Annotated in this window: 16 protein-coding genes and 4 pseudogenes; 10 read left to right on the forward strand and 10 right to left on the reverse strand. The window is 71.0% G+C overall.

The annotated features are described in order from the left end of the window. Positions 1-173 precede the first annotated feature (173 nt). The gene (locus tag ABZW30_RS44035) at positions 174-812 is read right to left on the reverse strand and encodes a hypothetical protein (protein WP_355676958.1); all 639 of its coding nucleotides are present in this window, start codon (positions 810-812) and stop codon (positions 174-176) included. Between the two features lie 985 nt (positions 813-1,797). Next, positions 1,798-2,085 carry a hypothetical protein gene (locus ABZW30_RS44040; RefSeq protein WP_355676959.1) on the reverse strand — a complete coding sequence of 96 codons (288 nt, stop codon included), beginning with the start codon at positions 2,083-2,085 and terminating at the stop codon, positions 1,798-1,800. A gap of 248 nt (positions 2,086-2,333) precedes the next feature. Here ABZW30_RS44040 and ABZW30_RS44045 point away from each other — a divergent pair, with 248 nt between their 5' ends. The 3 genes from ABZW30_RS44045 to ABZW30_RS44055 all read left to right on the forward strand — a co-directional run bounded on the left by ABZW30_RS44045 (position 2,334) and on the right by ABZW30_RS44055 (position 5,805). Continuing rightward, on the forward strand, positions 2,334-3,083 hold the full coding sequence (locus ABZW30_RS44045; protein WP_355676960.1) for an IPT/TIG domain-containing protein: 750 nt from the start codon (positions 2,334-2,336) through the stop codon (positions 3,081-3,083). 750 nt (positions 3,084-3,833) lie between these two features. Beyond that, positions 3,834-4,475: a CAP family protein gene (locus ABZW30_RS44050; protein ID WP_355676961.1), complete on the forward strand. Its 642-nt coding sequence runs from the start codon at positions 3,834-3,836 to the stop codon at positions 4,473-4,475. 280 nt (positions 4,476-4,755) lie between these two features. Then, positions 4,756-5,805, forward strand: coding sequence for an IS110 family transposase (locus ABZW30_RS44055; protein WP_355676962.1), 1,050 nt, complete (start codon positions 4,756-4,758; stop codon positions 5,803-5,805). A gap of 346 nt (positions 5,806-6,151) precedes the next feature. Here ABZW30_RS44055 and ABZW30_RS44060 read toward each other — a convergent pair. After that, positions 6,152-6,733, reverse strand: a pseudogene (locus tag ABZW30_RS44060) (integrase core domain-containing protein); the annotation flags it as partial. Between the two features lie 277 nt (positions 6,734-7,010). Here ABZW30_RS44060 and ABZW30_RS44065 point away from each other — a divergent pair. Genes ABZW30_RS44065 through ABZW30_RS44075 form a run of 3 tightly spaced genes read left to right on the forward strand, consistent with a single transcriptional unit; the run spans position 7,011 to position 8,930 of the window. Next, positions 7,011-7,286: a hypothetical protein gene (locus tag ABZW30_RS44065; protein WP_355676963.1), complete on the forward strand. Its 276-nt coding sequence runs from the start codon at positions 7,011-7,013 to the stop codon at positions 7,284-7,286. Between the two features lie 17 nt (positions 7,287-7,303). Next, positions 7,304-8,008, forward strand: coding sequence for a GntR family transcriptional regulator (locus ABZW30_RS44070; protein WP_355676964.1), 705 nt, complete (start codon positions 7,304-7,306; stop codon positions 8,006-8,008). 58 nt (positions 8,009-8,066) lie between these two features. Next, positions 8,067-8,930 (forward strand): hypothetical protein, encoded by an 864-nt coding sequence (locus ABZW30_RS44075; protein ID WP_355676965.1) that lies wholly within the window; start codon positions 8,067-8,069, stop codon positions 8,928-8,930. Between the two features lie 142 nt (positions 8,931-9,072). On the opposite strand, the gene ABZW30_RS44080 is transcribed toward ABZW30_RS44075, so the two are convergent. The 6 genes and pseudogenes from ABZW30_RS44080 to ABZW30_RS44105 all read right to left on the reverse strand — a co-directional run bounded on the left by ABZW30_RS44080 (position 9,073) and on the right by ABZW30_RS44105 (position 12,808). After that, positions 9,073-9,429 carry a phage tail sheath C-terminal domain-containing protein gene (locus tag ABZW30_RS44080; protein WP_355676972.1) on the reverse strand — a complete coding sequence of 119 codons (357 nt, stop codon included), beginning with the start codon at positions 9,427-9,429 and terminating at the stop codon, positions 9,073-9,075. Continuing rightward, positions 9,421-9,822, reverse strand: a pseudogene (locus tag ABZW30_RS44085) (phage tail sheath subtilisin-like domain-containing protein); the annotation flags it as partial. The pseudogene ABZW30_RS44085 and the gene ABZW30_RS44080, both read right to left, overlap by 9 nt. A gap of 49 nt (positions 9,823-9,871) precedes the next feature. Next, positions 9,872-10,954 (reverse strand): integrase core domain-containing protein, encoded by a 1,083-nt coding sequence (locus ABZW30_RS44090; RefSeq protein WP_355676973.1) that lies wholly within the window; start codon positions 10,952-10,954, stop codon positions 9,872-9,874. Positions 10,955-10,978: 24 nt separating this feature from the next. Continuing rightward, positions 10,979-11,413, reverse strand: a pseudogene (locus tag ABZW30_RS44095) (winged helix-turn-helix domain-containing protein); the annotation flags it as partial. Between the two features lie 51 nt (positions 11,414-11,464). Then, a complete protein-coding gene (locus ABZW30_RS44100) occupies positions 11,465-12,487 on the reverse strand; it encodes a tetratricopeptide repeat protein (protein WP_355676966.1) in 1,023 nt (340 codons plus the stop codon). A 45-nt stretch (positions 12,488-12,532) separates the two neighbouring features. Then, positions 12,533-12,808, reverse strand: coding sequence for a hypothetical protein (locus ABZW30_RS44105; protein WP_355676967.1), 276 nt, complete (start codon positions 12,806-12,808; stop codon positions 12,533-12,535). A gap of 170 nt (positions 12,809-12,978) precedes the next feature. Between ABZW30_RS44105 and ABZW30_RS44110 the strand changes: the two genes are divergently transcribed. Genes ABZW30_RS44110 through ABZW30_RS44120 form a run of 3 tightly spaced genes read left to right on the forward strand, consistent with a single transcriptional unit; the run spans position 12,979 to position 14,782 of the window. Beyond that, the gene (locus ABZW30_RS44110; protein ID WP_355676968.1) at positions 12,979-13,560 is read left to right on the forward strand and encodes an ATP-binding protein; all 582 of its coding nucleotides are present in this window, start codon (positions 12,979-12,981) and stop codon (positions 13,558-13,560) included. A gap of 53 nt (positions 13,561-13,613) precedes the next feature. Next, positions 13,614-14,306, forward strand: coding sequence for a phytanoyl-CoA dioxygenase family protein (locus ABZW30_RS44115; protein WP_355676969.1), 693 nt, complete (start codon positions 13,614-13,616; stop codon positions 14,304-14,306). Between the two features lie 44 nt (positions 14,307-14,350). Then, positions 14,351-14,782, forward strand: a complete 432-nt coding sequence (locus ABZW30_RS44120) for a hypothetical protein (RefSeq protein WP_355676970.1) — start codon at positions 14,351-14,353, stop codon at positions 14,780-14,782. A gap of 61 nt (positions 14,783-14,843) precedes the next feature. Here the strand turns inward: ABZW30_RS44120 and ABZW30_RS44125 are convergent, their stop codons facing one another. Beyond that, positions 14,844-16,088, reverse strand: a complete 1,245-nt coding sequence (locus ABZW30_RS44125; protein ID WP_355676971.1) for an MFS transporter — start codon at positions 16,086-16,088, stop codon at positions 14,844-14,846. 166 nt (positions 16,089-16,254) lie between these two features. Between ABZW30_RS44125 and ABZW30_RS44130 the strand changes: the two are divergent. Continuing rightward, positions 16,255-16,503 (forward strand): annotated as a pseudogene (locus tag ABZW30_RS44130) (DDE-type integrase/transposase/recombinase); the annotation flags it as partial. Positions 16,504-16,601: the final 98 nt, after the last annotated feature.

Here is a 16,601-nt window from a genome sequence, read left to right on the forward strand (position 1 = left end):
CTGACGAGCACCCCAGTAGTGTCAGCCGGTCCAACACCCGGCACAAGATCAAGTACAGCAGTCGCAGACCCACGAACCGCGATCATGCCCGTGACACGACCGCTCGCAAAGCCGCTGCTCAGCCGCCGTACGGCAGTAAAGACACCCTTCAGGCGCCCACGAGCGCCGGTGCGTCAGCGAGGACGGGCAGGGCGCTTCTTGGTGCGCTCCATCGCCCAGCCGATCAGCGCCGGAACCAGCAGGACGGCGACGGCGGTGTCGATCCAGCCCATCCACAGCTGCTTGGCGGCGCTCGGGAGCTTGCCAAGTTGCGGGGCGGCATGGCCGGACGGGTCAGTGGTGACGGTGACGGTGTCGCCGACCTGCTTCGACCCGCCGAGGTCTCCGGTAGCCGTCCCGTTGATCGGCGGACCGTCCAGAGCCTCCAGGGTGTAACGCTGGTAGGAGGTGTCGTCGGCGTTGAACTCCGTGGTCACCCGGGTTATTCGGGCGTGCTGCTGCAGGCCGTGGTCGCGCAGCGACCGGGTGTCCAGCAGGGCTATGTGGAGGAACAGCATGCCTGTGGCGAGGGTGGCGACCGCCACCATCCACACGGCCGGGTCGTCGCGCCGCACCCACCAAGTGAGGAAGACGGCCCACAGGACGAGGACCACCAGCACCGGGACGCCCACCTGAAGGTGATTGCGGTGGGCGAAGTCCGCCAGTTTGCGGATGGTGAAGAACACGGCTCCCCCCAGCAGCGCGGCCAGTGCCGTGTTCCAGGCCGCCCGCCCGACCGTGCGCGTCGTCCGCCTCCCCAGGTCTCCGCACATTCCGGATCCAACGGTACGCGCCCGCACCGTCATCAGATGCCTGCCGCCCTGGCCTACGGCCCGTGGTACGACGGTCCCCCGCTCTGAGGTTCTGCCCGGTCCGGGACGGGTCTGTTGCTGGTCAGTCCCAGCCAGACCGCCTGACCATCCTCCCGATCACACATTCCGGTCCTTCGCCGGGTAGAGCTTCTCGTGGAGCACCCGGGCCTCCCACCACGGATCGCCTGGCGCGGACACCAACGCAGCCACCAGCCCCCGCCTGGCCGGCGCGGGCAGCACCGGCGGGCCCACGTCCATTCCGTGTGGGCCTGCACGCACCCCGGGCACTCCAACCGGTCCGGGCCGGCCTCCTCGTCGAGTTCCAGCGGTGAGCCCGCCCTCCCACCGATCGAGCCCCGGCACGTCCAGCACTGGCGCAGCGCGGCGTTGGCCTCCCGGGCCTTCTGCAGGCGCCCCCGGGCCTTGGCGGCGGCCTTGTCCTGGCGTTCCTCGCGCTTGTGGTGGCAGGGGTAGCAGCGGCCTTGGGGACGGCGGGTCCACCGGCCGTGGAGCCCGTACTCGTAGGTGCTCTCCTCCTTCGGGACCTGGCCGCAGTCGACGCAGGCCAGGGTCCGTATCGGCTCCCGGTGAGCCTGGCGGGCCTTCTTCTCCCGGGCCTGCTGACGCTGGTCATAGGCGACGCGGTTGTCCGGGTTCCCCAGCGCCTCGGTCGGACAGTGCCGTCCGGCGCGGCCGAAGCGCCGACACGCCCGGAGCTGGAGCGGTCTTTCTGCCTCGGCGACGTCGACTGGAAGCTGATCGGGAAGCGGCGCGGGGACCACAGCCCGGCGGGGGCCTGCGGCCTCTGCGTGACCCGGGCCCCGCCGATGAGGGCGAGGAAGGGTGAACCACGGGCGGCACCAGCCGATGCGTAGCCACTGAGCGCGATCCGGTAGTCCGCGGTACCGGCCGGTCCGGCGTCGGTGACGACCAGGGCGACGGGCGGCTACCCGGCGCGGTTGTGGCCGGGCCAGGTACGGCGCCACCAGTGCACCGTACGGTCGGCGGGTTCCTGGTCGGCGAGGGCCAGGTCGTTGTCACGGACCTTCATACGGAACAGCTCGCAGTAGGCGGTGAACTTCGCCGCCACCGGAGGCGGGGCCATGGTCGGGCGGTCCACCTCCACCACCAGCACCGGCACGCCGATCTCCGCCGCCTGCCACACGGCATCCGGTCGCACCTTCCGCCAGCCGCCCGGCAACAGGAACTCCGTCTCCGTCGACCAGGAGCGCACCGTGCCCACCCCACCCGCGGGGCGCGCGCATCCGACCGCATCGCGTCCAGTGTCCGGCGGCACGGCTCGCTCCGTCCGATCAGGCAGGGCATGGTTCGGCGCGAGGCGGTGGCGCTCAGGACAGTTCATGCGCTCGGCCATTCAGTTGACCTGTCGTCAGCATCCTTGTGAAGGTGGCCATTCATTTGGGCCACTGGTGTATCCGAACCAGTGCGCCCATGCGCGGCGCCCGCCTTTTGGAGAGTCCGATGCCACTGTCGCCGAACCAGGGCTCCACGGGGGGCCAGACCTCCGTGACGATAACCAGCACCACGGCCAACGCCCTGAGTACCGTCACCCAGGTGCTGTTCGGCGACACTCCGGCCAGCAATGTCGCCTACAACGCGGGCGCCGACCACGTCACCTGTACCACTCCTGCCGGGGCGGGCGTGGTACAGGTGACCGTGCTCCTCGCCAACGGTGAGGTCACCAACGGTGTGCCCTTCTACTACATCCCAGCGCCGGTCGAGGCGTCACTGAGCCCCGCGGCCGGCCCGCTCGCGGGCGGCTCCACGGTCACCATCACCGGCAGCGGCCTGGAGACCACCAGCGCCGTCCTGTTCGGCACCAACGCCGCGACAGTAACCGCGACGACCGACGGCCAGCTCACGGTCACCGCCCCGGCGGGCACGCCCGGGGCAGCCGGAGTCCACGTCACCACCGCCGCCGGCACCTTCGACGGCCTGACGTACACCTACGTCGCCAACCCCGGCACACTGACGATCACTCCGAACACCGGACTGCTCACCGGCGGAACCCACGTGACGATCACGACCACAGGAGACGCGACAACCACCTCGCAGGTCCTGTTCGGCAGCACCTCCGTGCCGTTCGCCGTCTCCGGCTCCACCACACTGACCCTCTACACGCCTCCCGGGACTGTGCTCGGCGCGGTCAACGTCTCGGTCACCACCGCGGGCGGCACCAGCACCGCCACCAACGGCTTCGCCTACGTGTGATCCGGCCTTCCGGCCTCCCGCGGGTCCGCCGCCCGTCTCCAGGACGCCGCCGGCGCCGCCGCGCATCTGGTCGAACTCCTCCACCAGGGCGGGGCCAGGTGCGGTCGGAGGCTCGGAAATCCCGGTTGGTCAGTGTTGAGCGCGCTTTCCTGGACGGCGGCCGGGGCGCGGACGTGGCGCATGGTGAGCTGCGGCGCATCGCGTCGGCGATGCCCAGCAGGTACCGGCCGTCCTCTCCCCAGCGGGCAAGGTCGTCGTCGGCCGGGACGGCGGCCACGGGTGCAGCGGGAGTAGCAGGTGCAGCGCTGCGCGGCGCAGCAGCAGGGTTGGAGTGTGCAGCGCTGCGCGGCGCAGCGGCGGGGCAGGGTGCAGCGGCCTTGGCTGCCGCTGCTCCTCGGGCCTTGGCCCTGGCGCGGTCGACCTTGCTGCGACACGAGCGGGAGCAGTAGGTGCGCGGCCTGCCGGTACGGGCCACCAGGACCGGGTTCGAGCAGCCGGGCCGCGCGCACACCCGGGCCGGTGCCGCACCGTCGGCCGACCGGTCGGTCGCGGCGGTCGGCAGGGCGCTGTCCATGTCCGGGATCGTAGCCGTCAAGGTCAGCGCCCGGGTCGGGTTTCGCCCCGCACCCGTCGGCGGGGCGATACTTTCAGGCTTGGTGGCCGGGACAAGGGGTTCTGCAGCATCCCGTGCCCCGGCGCCCTTGGCCGCGTTGATCAGTTCAGCGAGATCAGCGCGAGAAGGAGCACACCTTGACGACACTTCCGATCCGCAGGATCGCCATGGCCACCGCGGCGGCGGCCATGGCCACGATGACAGCGATGCAGCCCGCAATGGCCGCTGGTGCGTCCCACCGCGCGTTCACGGACCAGACCGACAGCATGTTCCAGAACGACTGTCTCACCGCCATCAACGCCTACCGTGCCAAGCACCAAGCGCCCCCGCTCACCATCGATCCGAAGCTCGTGGACTACGCCAAGACCCGGGCACAGAGGATCTCCCAGCCGGACGGCTTCAACCACAACGGCCTGGCCAACGGGTACGGCGAACTCCTCGGCTGGCGCTCGTACGGCAGCAAGAAGGCTGACGCCGCCTACGCCCCGCACACCTGCAAGGACGCGGTGGACTCCTGGTACAGCGAGAGCAAGCAGTACAACTTCAACAGCCCCGGCTTCAGCGACGAAACCGGCAGCTTCACCCAGCTCGTGTGGAAGTCCACAACGAAGGTCGGCTGCGCGAGGGTGGGCGGCCCCCGCAACGGGAACCCCCAGGAAGACGGCTTCCACTGGTTCGACACCTTCATCGCCTGCAACTTCACTCCGCAGGGCAACTTCTACATGGTAGGCCAGGAAGCGCAGGCATTCGCGGACAACGTCCTGCCGGCCAAGCCGTAGGGCATCGGTAAGAGAACGCACGAAACCCCGGCATGCCGCCGAGGCTGGCGGCATGCCGGGTTTCGCCCCGAAACCAGCGGCGGGGCGATACTCCCAGGCTTGGCGGGCTGGGCGGCGGGCCCGGCGTCGGGTCGGGTAGTACGGTGCGCACGGCCACCGAGGGTGTCGATGGCCGCACACGCGCCCTGACCTGACCCTATGAGGGCCGGGCCCCCTTCCGTGCTCAGCCCGGCGATGCTTATCGTCCGGGTACACACGAGCTCGGGAAGGAGGCCCGGCAATGTCTGTCTACGTCGGGATCGACGTGCACCGCAAGAGGTCCCAGATCGCGGTGGTGGACCACGACGGCACGGTTCAGGTCAACCGGAACGTCCCCAACGGAGTCGAGACCGTGCTCGAGGTGACCGGGGACCTGCCGATCGGAACACCGGTCGCGTTCGAGGCCGCTTTCGGCTGGGGCTGGCTGGTCGAACTCCTTGAGGACTACGGCTACGACCCGCACCTGGTCCACCCTCTGCAGTGCAAGGCGATCGCCTCCGCCAGGCTCAAGAACGACAAGGTCGACGCCGCCACCCTCGGCCAACTGCTTCGCGGCGACCTCCTCCCGGAGGCATGGATCTCCCCGCTCGACGTGCGCCAGCAACGCGCCCTGCTTCGCCACCGCGCCCAGCTCGTGCGCCTGCGCACCCGCCTGCGCAACCGCATCCACGCCGTCCTCGCCGACCTCGGTCACGACCGGGCGGGCGGATTCTGCACCGCACCCGGCCGCGCCTGGTTGGCCGAACTACCGCTGCCCGACGCCTCCCGCCGCGTCGTGGACGACCTCCTCGCGGTCATGGACGGCCTTCAGCCGCCGATCGACGCCCTCGACAAGCAGCTGAACGCACAGGCACGTGGTGATCCACGCGTTGCGGCGCTCACCCAACTGCCCGGCGTCGGCACGCTCACCGCGCTGATGATCGTGGCCGAAGTGGGGGACGTCAGCCGCTTCCCCTCCGCGCGCCAGCTCGCCTCCTGGGCGGGGCTCACCCCCACCGTCCGCAACTCCGACCGCACCGTCCACCACGGGCACATCTCCAAGCAGGGCTCGCCCTGGCTGCGCTGGATCATGTGCGAGGCCGCCCAGACCGCCAAACGCCACCCACTGTTCGCCCCCGCCTACCAGGAGATGGCCCGCCGCCGGGGCAAGAAGATCGCCACCACCGCGGTGGCCCGCAAACTCCTCGCCCGCGCCTACCACGTCCTGCGCGAGCTCCACGACCAGCAGACCACACCGCACCGGCGGGCCGCCGCCCACCGGCCGACACCGACAGCCACACACGCCGGGTGAGCTCGCACCCACCGCATGAGACGGCAACCCGCACATCCCGGCGAACCATCATCGGTCGCCGCTCGTCGGCGTCCAGCTCGTTCGTCCTCGCCTGCTCATCCCTCGCAAGCTCCGGGCGCTCCAACTGGACCCCTCCCGCACGGCGACCAACCCGAACAACCGCCGGGACGGCCCGGAGAACAGCCCCAAGAGGCCACCACACCTCCACGGGTGCACCAGCCTGCCAATTGACAGGCCCGGCCCTCATGGGTGCGGTGGAGACTTTGACGGGGCAAAACTCACCGCCGTTGCGGGGCGGAACTCACCGGCTGTGCGCCTGCGGGCGCCGAATAGTCATCCGCGCTGGTCATGCGGCGTGTTGGTACTTGTGGAGTGTGCCGCCGAGTCGGTCTCGTCGGAGGACCTCCAGCTGTGTGACGTGCCCTGGCGGGTTGATCGGTTCGGGTAGCAAGCGCAGGGGCACGGCCTGCATCAGCGCTCGGTGTGGCCGGTGCCCGTTGTAGTGGGCCTCGAACTCACGGAGCGTGTGGAGGAGGTGACGCTGGTTCCAGATCAAGGTGCGGTCCAGGAGCTCCCTGCGGCAGGTCTGTATCCAGCGCTCCATCAGGGAGTTCATCCGCGGCATCCGAATGCCGGTGGCCACGATGTTCAGGCCAGTGTCGGTCATCAGGGCGTCGAACGCGGCGGTGAACTCCGAGTCGCGGTCACGGATCAGGAACCTGGCCGTGCTGCCCGCGTCCTCGATCTCCATGAGCAGGTTGCGTCCGGGCTGCACGATCCACTGCGCGCTCGGACGCGCGGTGGCGCCCAGGACCCGGATGCGCCCCGTCGAGTACTCGATGGCGGCGAAGACGTACAGGCGCGCCCCGGTCAGCGTGCGGGTCTCGAAGAGATCGCAGGCGAGCAGGGCCCCGGCCCGGCCGCGCAGGGATCTCGATGTCCTTCTCCCGGCCGCCCATCGGCAGCAGCCGCAGCGACACGAAGGCGTTGGTCATGGCGAGGTAGGCCAGGCGCAGCAGCACAACAGATCATCATGCCGTCCGTGCCGCCCCGCGGGGAAGACAACCACGAGGCCGACAGACGCGACCCGCGGCCAGGTGACAAGGCTGCGACCAGGCCGGATGATTTATCGGCACCCGCAGGGCAGCGATCGCCGAGCGCGGCCTAGCGGCCGATGTCTGCTGCTCGGTGTCGTCTGGGACGTCGTGGTCCCGATCGCGTTGTACTACGGCCTGCGCGCCGCCAGCGTCAGCGTCTTCGTCGCGCTGCTGGCCGGCGCCTTCCTGCCGACGCTCACCACGGCGCCGCAGTGGCTGCGCCCCCGCAGCCTGGAGGGCATGGCGGGCCTCGTCGCCGGGACCATGCTGCTCGGCGTTGCGGCCGTACTGGTCAGCGGCAACCCCCGGGGTCGGTGGTGCCGCTCCTGCGCCTCGCCCATCGCCGAGATCGACCATAGAGATTTTAATCGATTATTCTTCTGATCGTCTATCATGCAGACATGACCCAGACGACCCACACCCAGGCCCCGGCCGGGAAGCAGATGCTCTCCGAGCAGGTCTACCTCCGTCTGCGGGACGCGATCATGCGCGGGGACCACGCCCCCGGTGACGCCCTCAAGCCCCAGGAGCTCTCCAAGGAGCAGGGGGTGAGCCTGGCCGTCGTACGTGAGGCGCTCGTGCGGGTGGTCGGCGAGGGCCTCGCCGACCGGCTGCCCAACCGCGGCTTCGCCGTCCCGGCGTTCTCCGACCGTCGCTGGCAGGAGGTCGCGGAGGCCCGCCGGACCATCGAGCCGGCCATGCTGCGCATGTCCGTCGAACGCGGCGACATCGACTGGGAAGCCCGCGTACGAGCCGCCCACCACCGCCTGACCCGCACCCCGGCGTACGTGCCGGAGGAGGGTGAGCACTACAGCAGCGCATGGGCCGAAGCCCACCGGGTCTTCCACCGCACTCTGCTGGAGGGTTGCGGCAACCCCGTCCTGCTGGAGACCTTCGACCGGATGTGGACCGCGAGCGAGCTGGCCCGCCGCTGGTCGGCGCACCGCAATCCCGACCGGGACGGCGCCTTGGAGCACCGCCGGCTGGAGGAGGCGGCGCTGGCCCGCGACGCCGACACCGCAGTAGAGCTCCTGACCCGCCACCTCACGCAGACCGCGGCCGGACTGACCGACCGCTCCCACCACGGACCCACGGGCGAAGCATGACGCGCCCTTCCCGTCCGGCCGCACGACCCCACCTGATCACCGACGTCGGAGCCACCCCATGACGAACCTCGAGGCGAGCACGGGCCGCCACTGCCACAACGCCGTCAGCCCGCTGCACGCATCCGTGTACTTCGCGCCGGAGCCGCAGGACGAACTCGCGGCACTCGGGCTGGAGCGCGGAGCCATGGCCTACCTCGCGAGCCGCGCGGCACCGCTCGGGGCCATCGACGCGGGCACCGTCACCGCGACGTTCTACAACTTCAACCACGAGCACGTACAGCGGTACATCCCCGCCGCGTGGACCCTCACCCCACCGCAGGCGGTGCTCACGGCACGGCTGCGCGGCGCGGACCGGACGCTGCGGCGGTTACTCGGGAAGGAGGCCCTCATGTCCGCGGACATGACCGAGGCGGCCGAACTGGCGCTGCGCGCCACCGAAGCGTGCCGCCGGGAGGCACGGCCGCTCTACGCTGCCAACGCCGACCTTCCGGTACCCGAAGAACCGCATCTGGCCCTGTGGCACGCGGCGACGCTGCTGCGGGAACACCGCGGTGACGGCCACCTCGCCGCCCTGGCGATCGCCGGCCTGTCCGGCATCGAGGCGCTGGTCCTGCACAACGCCACCGGCACCGCGCCGACATCGGCGCTGTTCATGCGAACCCGCGGATGGTCCGCGCAGCAGTGGGACACCGCCCGCGAGCATCTGCGCGAGCGCGGCCTGCTGGACGAGGCGGGCGACCTCACGCAGGCGGGCACAACCCTGCGCGGCGAGGCCGAAGCACTCACCGACCGTCTCGACGCCGCCCCGTACGACCACCTCGGCCCGGGCGCGACCGCACGCCTCACCGAACTGGCCGGTGGCTTCTCTAAAACCCTCAGGGCAGCCGGCGCCTTCCCCGCGGTGCATTTCGGCAAGGGCTGAGGACCTCAGGCCGGGGAGCCCGTGTCAGCTCGACTCCCGCCGGGGATCTCGGGGTCAGCACTTCGCCGAGACGGTCGACGGAGCCGACCCGGCAACCGGGGCCCGACGGCGAACACGGTGTCGGGGCTGTAGGCCGGCCCGGCTACGCGTGGCAGGCCCTGGTGACGGTGAACTGGATGAACTCGGCGGGGCGTACCGGGGCGACGCCGATGTCGATGACCACCTTGCCGTCCGTCGAGCCGGGCGGGTTGTTGGTCGCGTCGCAGGTCACGTAGAACGCCTCCTGCGGGGTCCGGCCTATGAGCGCGCCCTGGCGCCACTGGTTCTCCAGGAACGAGGTCACGGCCTGGCGCAGGCTCGCGTGCAGGCGTTCGCCGTTCGGTTCAAGGACGGCCCGGTCGGTGCCGCTGTGGATGGATTCGGTGAGATAGCTGACCAGGCGGCGGACGTTCAGGTACTTCCAGTCGGGGCTGGTGGACAGCGTCCTGGCGCCCCACACCAGCAGGCCGCGGTCCGGGAAGGCCTGCAGGCAGTTGATGCCGGCCGCGTTCAGCGGTCCCTGCTCGGCGTCGGTCAGCGCCGTGTGCAGCGCGTCGGCGCCCTGGACGCTCTGGTTCGCGGGCGCCTTGTGCACCCCGCGCTCGGTATCCGTCCGGGCCCAGATCCCCGCGACGTGGCCCGTCGGCGGAACGGTCCGGGCCGCACCATCGATCCCCGGCACCTGCAGCCAGGGGTAGTACACGGTGGTGAACTGGGCCTCGTCCTCGCCCAGCCCGAACAGCCCCGGGACCTTCGCGGCGGCCTCGGGTGTGGCGTCCTGCTGGGTGTGCAGCACCGCGAGGCGGTTGCGCATCCGCGCGCAGTGCTCCGCGACGGCCTTGGCGATCGCCGGGGCCTCCGCCTCGTTCTTCCTGTGGGGCTCGGAAAATCATAGCTGCTGGTCAAGATGCGTATCGGTACTCGTTGATGATGACGCCGAGGACGCGGGTGCGCAGGAGTTTGCGACCTTCGAGGTCGTGTGGGGTGGGCTGCTCGTGGGCGCCGGGCGGTAGCTGGTTTCGTGCCCGGTGGGGGCGGTGTGCGTTGTCGTGCTGCTGGTAGGCGGTCAGGACCTGTCGGGCGCTGGCCTCGTTCATGATGAGGACATGGTCGAGGGCCTCACGCCGGATGCTCCCGATCACCCGCTCGCAGTGGGCGTTCATCCGGGGAGTTCGCGGCGCACTCTTGAGGATCTCCATCTCCTCGGCCCCGAAGACGGCGTCGAAGGACTGGCCGTACTCGCCGTCCCGGTCGCGTAGCAGGAAGCGGAGGGACTCCGCGTGGGAGCCGAGGTCGGCTGCCACGTTCCGGGCCTGCTGTACTGCCCGGTCTCGGGTGGGGTGGGTGGTGACGCCGGTGATGTGCAGGCGTCGGGTGCCGTGTTCGAGGAACACCGGCGTGTGGAGCCGCCGGCCGAGCACGGTGTCCAGACGGGGGAAGTCCGCCGCGAGGATGCCTTCGGCCTGGTGCGTGAGGAACCCGCGCCAGGTCGGGCCGGTACGGCGGGGGGCCGGTTCGATGCCGGCGGCATGGAGGATCTCCCATACCGTGGATGCGGCGATCGGATGCCCGAGACGGGCGAGCTCGCCTTGGATGCGCCTGTGTCCCCATGGCGCGTTCTCTCGGGCGAGCTGCAGGATCGGCTTCTTGAGCGCTGCCTTGGTCGGCGGTCGTCCGGTGCGGGCGCGCAGTGTGCTGTAGTCCCACTTCGCCGCGACGAGTCGGCGGTGCCAGGCCGGCAGGGTTCCGGGCGTGACCGGGAAGACTGTCCGCCAACGGCGACGGGGTATCAGGCCGGAGAGCGCTGCCAGCCAGAACCGGTCCGCGGGCTCGTAGCGCAGCGGTCCTGATATCCGGCGGCGCAGCACAGCGTTCCCGTGCCGGAGCACGAGCAGCTCCGCGTCCTTGGCGGTATCGCGGCGCAGCAGTACCCCGGGTACGGACAACAGCTTGCGGGCCACCTTGCAAAGCAGCGAAACGATCACGCGGATGCACAGCTCGATGGCGGCCTCGTCCCGCTCGATCGCCCGCCGGGCCGGCTGCTGCCACGACCAGCCGTGGCGCTTGAGCAGGGCCCAGGTTCCCTCGATGGTGTAGCTGACGTGGAACATCCGCCCGATGAGCGTCTTGATCCGGGCCAGCGTCCAACGCTGGTCCTCCCAGCCATGCGCCAGTGGGCCACGCTCCAACTCGTGCTCCAGCCGAGCCACTTGCGCATCACTCAGCTTCGACCTGCCCGGTGAGCCCTTCGACTGGACCCCGGCCTCGCCGCCCTCCCGCCACTGCCGGCGCCAGCGCTCCACCGACCGCTCCGACACCCGCAACGCAGTAGCGATCTCCTTGTTCTTCTCCCCGCCCTCGAAGCGGACGACTGCCTGCAGCCGGATCCGCTCCCGCGCGGCCCTCTCGGCGTCGGTCAAGCCGCCGCCCTGCGCGTACCTCACAGCCCAGAGCTACCGGACCCCAACCCTCGCCGTCAGGCAAACGGCCCGACTTCACTCAATCAAGTTCAGTATCGGCCGGGCGCGTTCGAGGAGTTCGCGGACCTGAGGGTTTCGGCGGTGCGGCTGGGTCGCGGAGAGCATCCTGCGGATGCGGTCGTCGGCCCGACCAGACTGGACCTGGGGGAAGTCGTCCAGGGCGAGGTTCCAGCTCTGAACGGCTTCCTCCAGCCGACCAGCTTCGAGCTGCCATTCGGCGAGCATCGCCCGGTGGCGTACGCGGGCACGCCGGTACATCGTGGGTCGGACCTTCTCTGAGTGCTGAAGTGCCCGGATCGCGCCTTCGCGGTCGCCGAGTTCGAAGTTGACCTGCGCGACGTGGTACGAGAGCGAGGCGGGGTCGTAGGAGCCGTGGGCCTTGGCCTTGGACTCGGCCTGTTCCATGGCGACTTCGGCCCCATGCAGCATGGCCAGGGCGCCGGCGCGATCGCCGGTCTGGGCGAGGGCGTGGGCCTGCTGGCCGGCGAGGAAGGCGCGCATCCGCGGTCCGGCCTCGGGTGAGGCGGCAGCGGCAGCGTTCGCGTACCGCAGAGCGGGGGCGCCGTGGCCGAGTTCGACGGCCTGGACGCTCATGCCCCGCAGGGTCGTGCAGTAGGTGAGGTGGTCACCGGCGGCGAGCGCCAGTTCCAGGGCCTTGGTGTAGTAGCTCTGGCCGAGTAGGTCCAGGCGCTCGTCCACAGCCATGTAGCCGGTCGGGTAGAGGTGGTCCGCGGCGGCGGAGAGCATCGCCCTGCGGACCTCGCCGGAGGCGGTGGCCTTGAGGTACGGGGCGATGTTGTTGACCATGAACGCGGCGGCCATCGGGCGGGCGGTCCGGCCGCCGAACTGGTCGTCCAGTTCGCTGATCTTCTCGGTCATGGCGATCACGGACTCGACCTCGGCCATGCCGATCCGGGTGTGCGGGTCGGCTTTCAGCCGCTCGAACCGTCCGATGTGGTCCGGCCAGCCGGGGATGGTGAGGGCGACCGAGTACAGGCCGGCCCCGAGAACGCCCCTGCGCGATGGGTCCATGTCCATAACCCCCAAGTCGATCAGTCCCGCCACCGTATCCGCGGACTGGGGCTAAACGTCAGGCTCGTCGGCGAAGCCTGCCTCGAACGCGGTGACGGGCCGCCCCAGGCGGCGGGTCAGGGCCTCGAGCACCACCTTCTGGTACTTCGCCATGGGTCGGGCGCCCGAGAGCCAGTGCGAGACGGCGGACTCGTCGTACTTCAGCTTGTAGCCGGCCTCGGTGCCGGCCCGGTTGACCGCGCGGGCGAACTCGCCGTTGCTCGCCCACCGGCACTCGGCGACCAGGGCCGCAAGTCTTCCGTTGGGTGTCCGTTCGCGTGCTGCCATCGCCGCCCCCAGGCCGGGTTTCAAGGGTTTCAAGCATCCGGGGTGTCTCTACCGTGTTCACGCCCCGCGCATACCTGTTGACTCGATGTCAGGCCGAGCGAGAGACCCCCGGAAGGGGCCGCTGCGGCTCCACGATCGGCGGCACCGCCCACCCGCTCGTCCATTCCCGGGTGGCCGGTGCCGCTCTCCAGGCCAGCGCCGAAGGGTTCCTCACCGTGGTCGTGCACTCCCATGTCTTCTTCCTGACCCGAGATCCGGTCTCCGTCCCCATCGCCCGTCGCAGGGTGAGGACTTGCGTCGTCGGCTGGGGCCCCCTGCTCGACGCGGACACCCGGCTCGCTCTGGACACGGTCACCACCGAACTGGTGACCAACGCCGTCCGGCACACCCAGAGGCCGATGCTCACCGTCGCCGTCTACGTGAGCGTGCGGCTGCGGCGGGTCCTGGTCGAGGTCTACGACGGCTCGATCGCGCTGCCCCGGCGCCGCCGGGCCGGTGCGGACGCGGAGAGCGGCCGGGGCCTGGAGCTGGTCGAGTGCCTGGCCCTGGCCCACGGGGCCGAGCTGACCGAGCGGGGCAAGCGGGTCTGGGCCGAGCTGGCCCTGCCCGAACAGCCGGTGACCCGGCGCCAGCTCCTGGCCGGCCCGCGCCGGGCGGTGCGAGCCGCTCTGCGCGTGATCCCGCGTCCCGGACGCTCCCCGATACGGCCGCCGTTCGCGCCCGGCAGCACCCGCCCCCGCACCGCCGCCTGAACCGGCACCTCGCACCGCCCGGGGAAACCCGCCTCGAAGGGAGATCGGACCCGATGACCAGCGCGATCAACACGGACGGAATCCTCGGCCGCCGCGGACTGCGGACCGGCGTCGAGTGGTCCACGCCCGCAGCCGCCCGCGCCTGCGCCGCCCAGCTCATCGCCGAGCACCGCACCCGCCACCAGGAGATCCTCCGCAACCCGCACCTGAGCGCCGAGTGGGCCCGCGCGACCGTCCGCGCCCCGCAGCTGCTGGCCGCCGTCCAGGACGCGATCGGGCCGGACGTCGCGGTGGAGAACACCTTCCTCGTGATGAAGTGGCCCCACCGCGCCTTCGAGATCCCCTGGCACCAGGACGGCATCGACGCCCGGGTCGAACTCGACCCCAACCGGTCCGTCTCCGCCTGGCTGGCCATCAGCGACGCCACCCTCGACAACGGCTGCCTCCACGCGGTCTTCGGCTCCCACCACTTCGGCTACCTGCCGTTCTCCTCCGAGGCCGACAACGGCGCCGAACGCGGCCGGGCCGACCAGGCGACCGGCTTCACTGCCGACGCCACGACCGCCCTGCCGCTTCGCGCCGGCACCGCCCTGCTCATAAACAACCGCCTGCTGCACCGCTCCGGCACCAACACCGGCGACGGCGCCCGCGTCGGCCTGAACATCCGCTACGTCGCCCCCGGCGGCATCCGCCGCCGCGACCTCCAGAGCCCCAGCCCCGACCCGGTCACCGGGACGGGCTGGTAGCACCACCCAAGGGATCAGCACCCCAGCGAGAGGAGCACAACGCCGTGACCATCCTCGAAGAGATCGCCACCCGGGAGAACCTGGTGACCCGGGTCCGCGTCCTGACCGGGGAGGACGCCGACGCGGCCCGCCGCGCCGACAAGACCCCGATCGCCAAGTCCGACTGCACCTACTACTGCCCCGACGCGGCCACCGCCGAGCGGTGCATCCAGTCCCTGCGCGAGTCCGACGAGCGCCTGCGCAACCGCCCCGAGGAGCTCATGCTCTGGGACTGGCAGTGCACCTACTGGGAGGCCGAGCCGGGCAACCCCAACGGCGGCGGCACCGTCCTCCTCGGCGTCGCCTGGTACGACAAGGCGTTCTTCGACGACCGCCGCGACGCCTGGTTCGGCGCGATGCACCAGCGGATCTACAAGGAGCTCGGCATCCCGCTGGAGGACATCACCGTCACCCACTGGCAGCTGTTCGCCGGCTGACCTGAGCACCACCAGCACACCGGCCGGGCCCCGCACTGCGGGGCCCGGCCCACGCCCGTACTCAGTCGCGGGCCGCCAGCTCCGGCACCGGCTCGACCTCCGGCAGCGGCCGACGGCCCCGCGCCAGAGCCAGTACCAGCACGGCCCCCGTCCCACTCACCAGCGTCACCACCAAGCCACCGGTCAGGAACGCGGCCCTCGGACCGGTGGCGGCCAGTGCCGGGACGAACAGCATCGAGACCGTCCCGCAGGTGCGGATCACGGTCAGGTCCACCGTCAGCAGCCGCCTTCGGGCGGCCGGAGGGAACAGCGCGAAGTGCGTCGACAGCGCGATCTGCAAGAACGGCGACACCGCCCCGGCCAGCAGCGACAGCGCCAACAGCAGCGGCAGCGACCCGGCCAGCCCGGTGGCCGCCAGCACCAGCCCCGACACCGCCCACGCCCCGCAGTACACCGCCGTCAGCGGCGCTGGCAGCCGCACGTTCCCGGCTACCAGGTTCCCGGCCAGGGCCCCGGCGCCGGTACAGGCCAGCACCGCCGCGTAGGCGGAGGCCCCGGCGCCGAGGCGGCCGGCCAGCAGAGCGGGCATCGCCAGCGACACCGCCCCGGCAAAGATCCCGATCCCGTGCACGGCCAGCACCACCCCGGTGTCCGGGTGGGTCCGCACCAGCGACCAGGCACCCGGCCGCGTCCCCGCCGCCTGCGGCCCGGCATGCGGGGCAGCAGCGGCCAGCCGGACGCGGGCGGCCAGCAGCACCAGGGCGAGAGCCGAGACGGCGAACGTCGCCGCGTCCACCCAGAACAGCCCGGCCAGCGGCATCACCGCCAGCAGCAGCCCGGCCGCCCCGGGACCGGCGATCCGGGCGATCCGGCCGGTCAGGTCCATCAGCCCGCTGACGGCCTGGATCTCGCCCGGCCGGACCAGGTCCGGCACCATCGCACCGAGGTTCGGGTCGAACAGCGCCCCGCCGACCCCCAGCAGAGCGGCCGAGACGATCAGTCCCACGGTGCCGAACTCGCTCCATGCCCACGGCAGCACGGCCACCAGGACCAGCCGCACGGCGTCCACCACCGCCAGCGCCCGCAGCGACGCGAACCGGTCCATCACCCGGCGCCCCACCGTGCCCAGCATGATGTACGGCAGGGACTCGGCGACGGCCACCAGGCCCATCGCCCCGGCGCCCGCGTGCTCCCACGCCATCCACATCACGGCCATGGCGTACAGGCGGTCGCCGAACACCGACGCCGTCTGCGCTCCCCACAGCAGGAGCACAGGTCCACGCCGCAGCAACCGCACGTATCGCATGATCCACTCCGCCCCAGGAAGCACGAAGTCCCGGCAGCGAGCCGCCACCGGGAACTCCCCACACCCTAGGGCAACTTGAAGCCCGGCCGACGCAGGCGCCCCGAGCATTGCGCCCCGCCGCCGGCGCCGCGGTCTGACCCGTCAGGCTCGCAAGCCGGTGCATGTCCCCGACCTGATCGGGCGCGATTTCACCGCGCCCCGTCCCGGAGTGCGGTTGGTCGGTGACATGACCTGCCTGCCGACCGAGGAGGGCTGGCTCTACCTGGCCACCTGCATCGACCTGGCCACCCGCGAGGTCGTCGGCTGCGCGATGGCCGACCACCACCGCGCCGAACTACCGGTGGCCGCGCTGCGGATGGCCGCCGGCCGCGGCGGCCTGGAGCGCGGCTGCATCTTTCACTCGGACCGCGGCAGTGAAACCGGGTTCAAGGGGTCGTTGCAACACCGCTGGTTTGGAGCGAGAGTAGCTGATCGTCGAGGGCCTCCGCAGGAGTTCTCCAGCCGAGTGTTTTC

The organism is Kitasatospora sp. NPDC004669 (assembly GCF_040609455.1).
Taxonomy (GTDB): Bacteria; Actinomycetota; Actinomycetes; order Streptomycetales; family Streptomycetaceae; genus Kitasatospora.

Coding starts and splice junctions, on each gene's coding strand:
- ABZW30_RS44035 (WP_355676958.1), bottom strand. CDS start 812: ATGTGCGGAGACCTGGGGAGGCGGACGACGCGCACGGTCGGGCGGGCG.
- ABZW30_RS44045 (WP_355676960.1), top strand. CDS start 2,334: ATGCCACTGTCGCCGAACCAGGGCTCCACGGGGGGCCAGACCTCCGTG.
- ABZW30_RS44055 (WP_355676962.1), top strand. CDS start 4,756: ATGTCTGTCTACGTCGGGATCGACGTGCACCGCAAGAGGTCCCAGATC.
- ABZW30_RS44070 (WP_355676964.1), top strand. CDS start 7,304: ATGACCCAGACGACCCACACCCAGGCCCCGGCCGGGAAGCAGATGCTC.
- ABZW30_RS44075 (WP_355676965.1), top strand. CDS start 8,067: ATGACGAACCTCGAGGCGAGCACGGGCCGCCACTGCCACAACGCCGTC.
- ABZW30_RS44100 (WP_355676966.1), bottom strand. CDS start 12,487: ATGGACATGGACCCATCGCGCAGGGGCGTTCTCGGGGCCGGCCTGTAC.
- ABZW30_RS44105 (WP_355676967.1), bottom strand. CDS start 12,808: ATGGCAGCACGCGAACGGACACCCAACGGAAGACTTGCGGCCCTGGTC.
- ABZW30_RS44115 (WP_355676969.1), top strand. CDS start 13,614: ATGACCAGCGCGATCAACACGGACGGAATCCTCGGCCGCCGCGGACTG.
- ABZW30_RS44125 (WP_355676971.1), bottom strand. CDS start 16,088: ATGCGATACGTGCGGTTGCTGCGGCGTGGACCTGTGCTCCTGCTGTGG.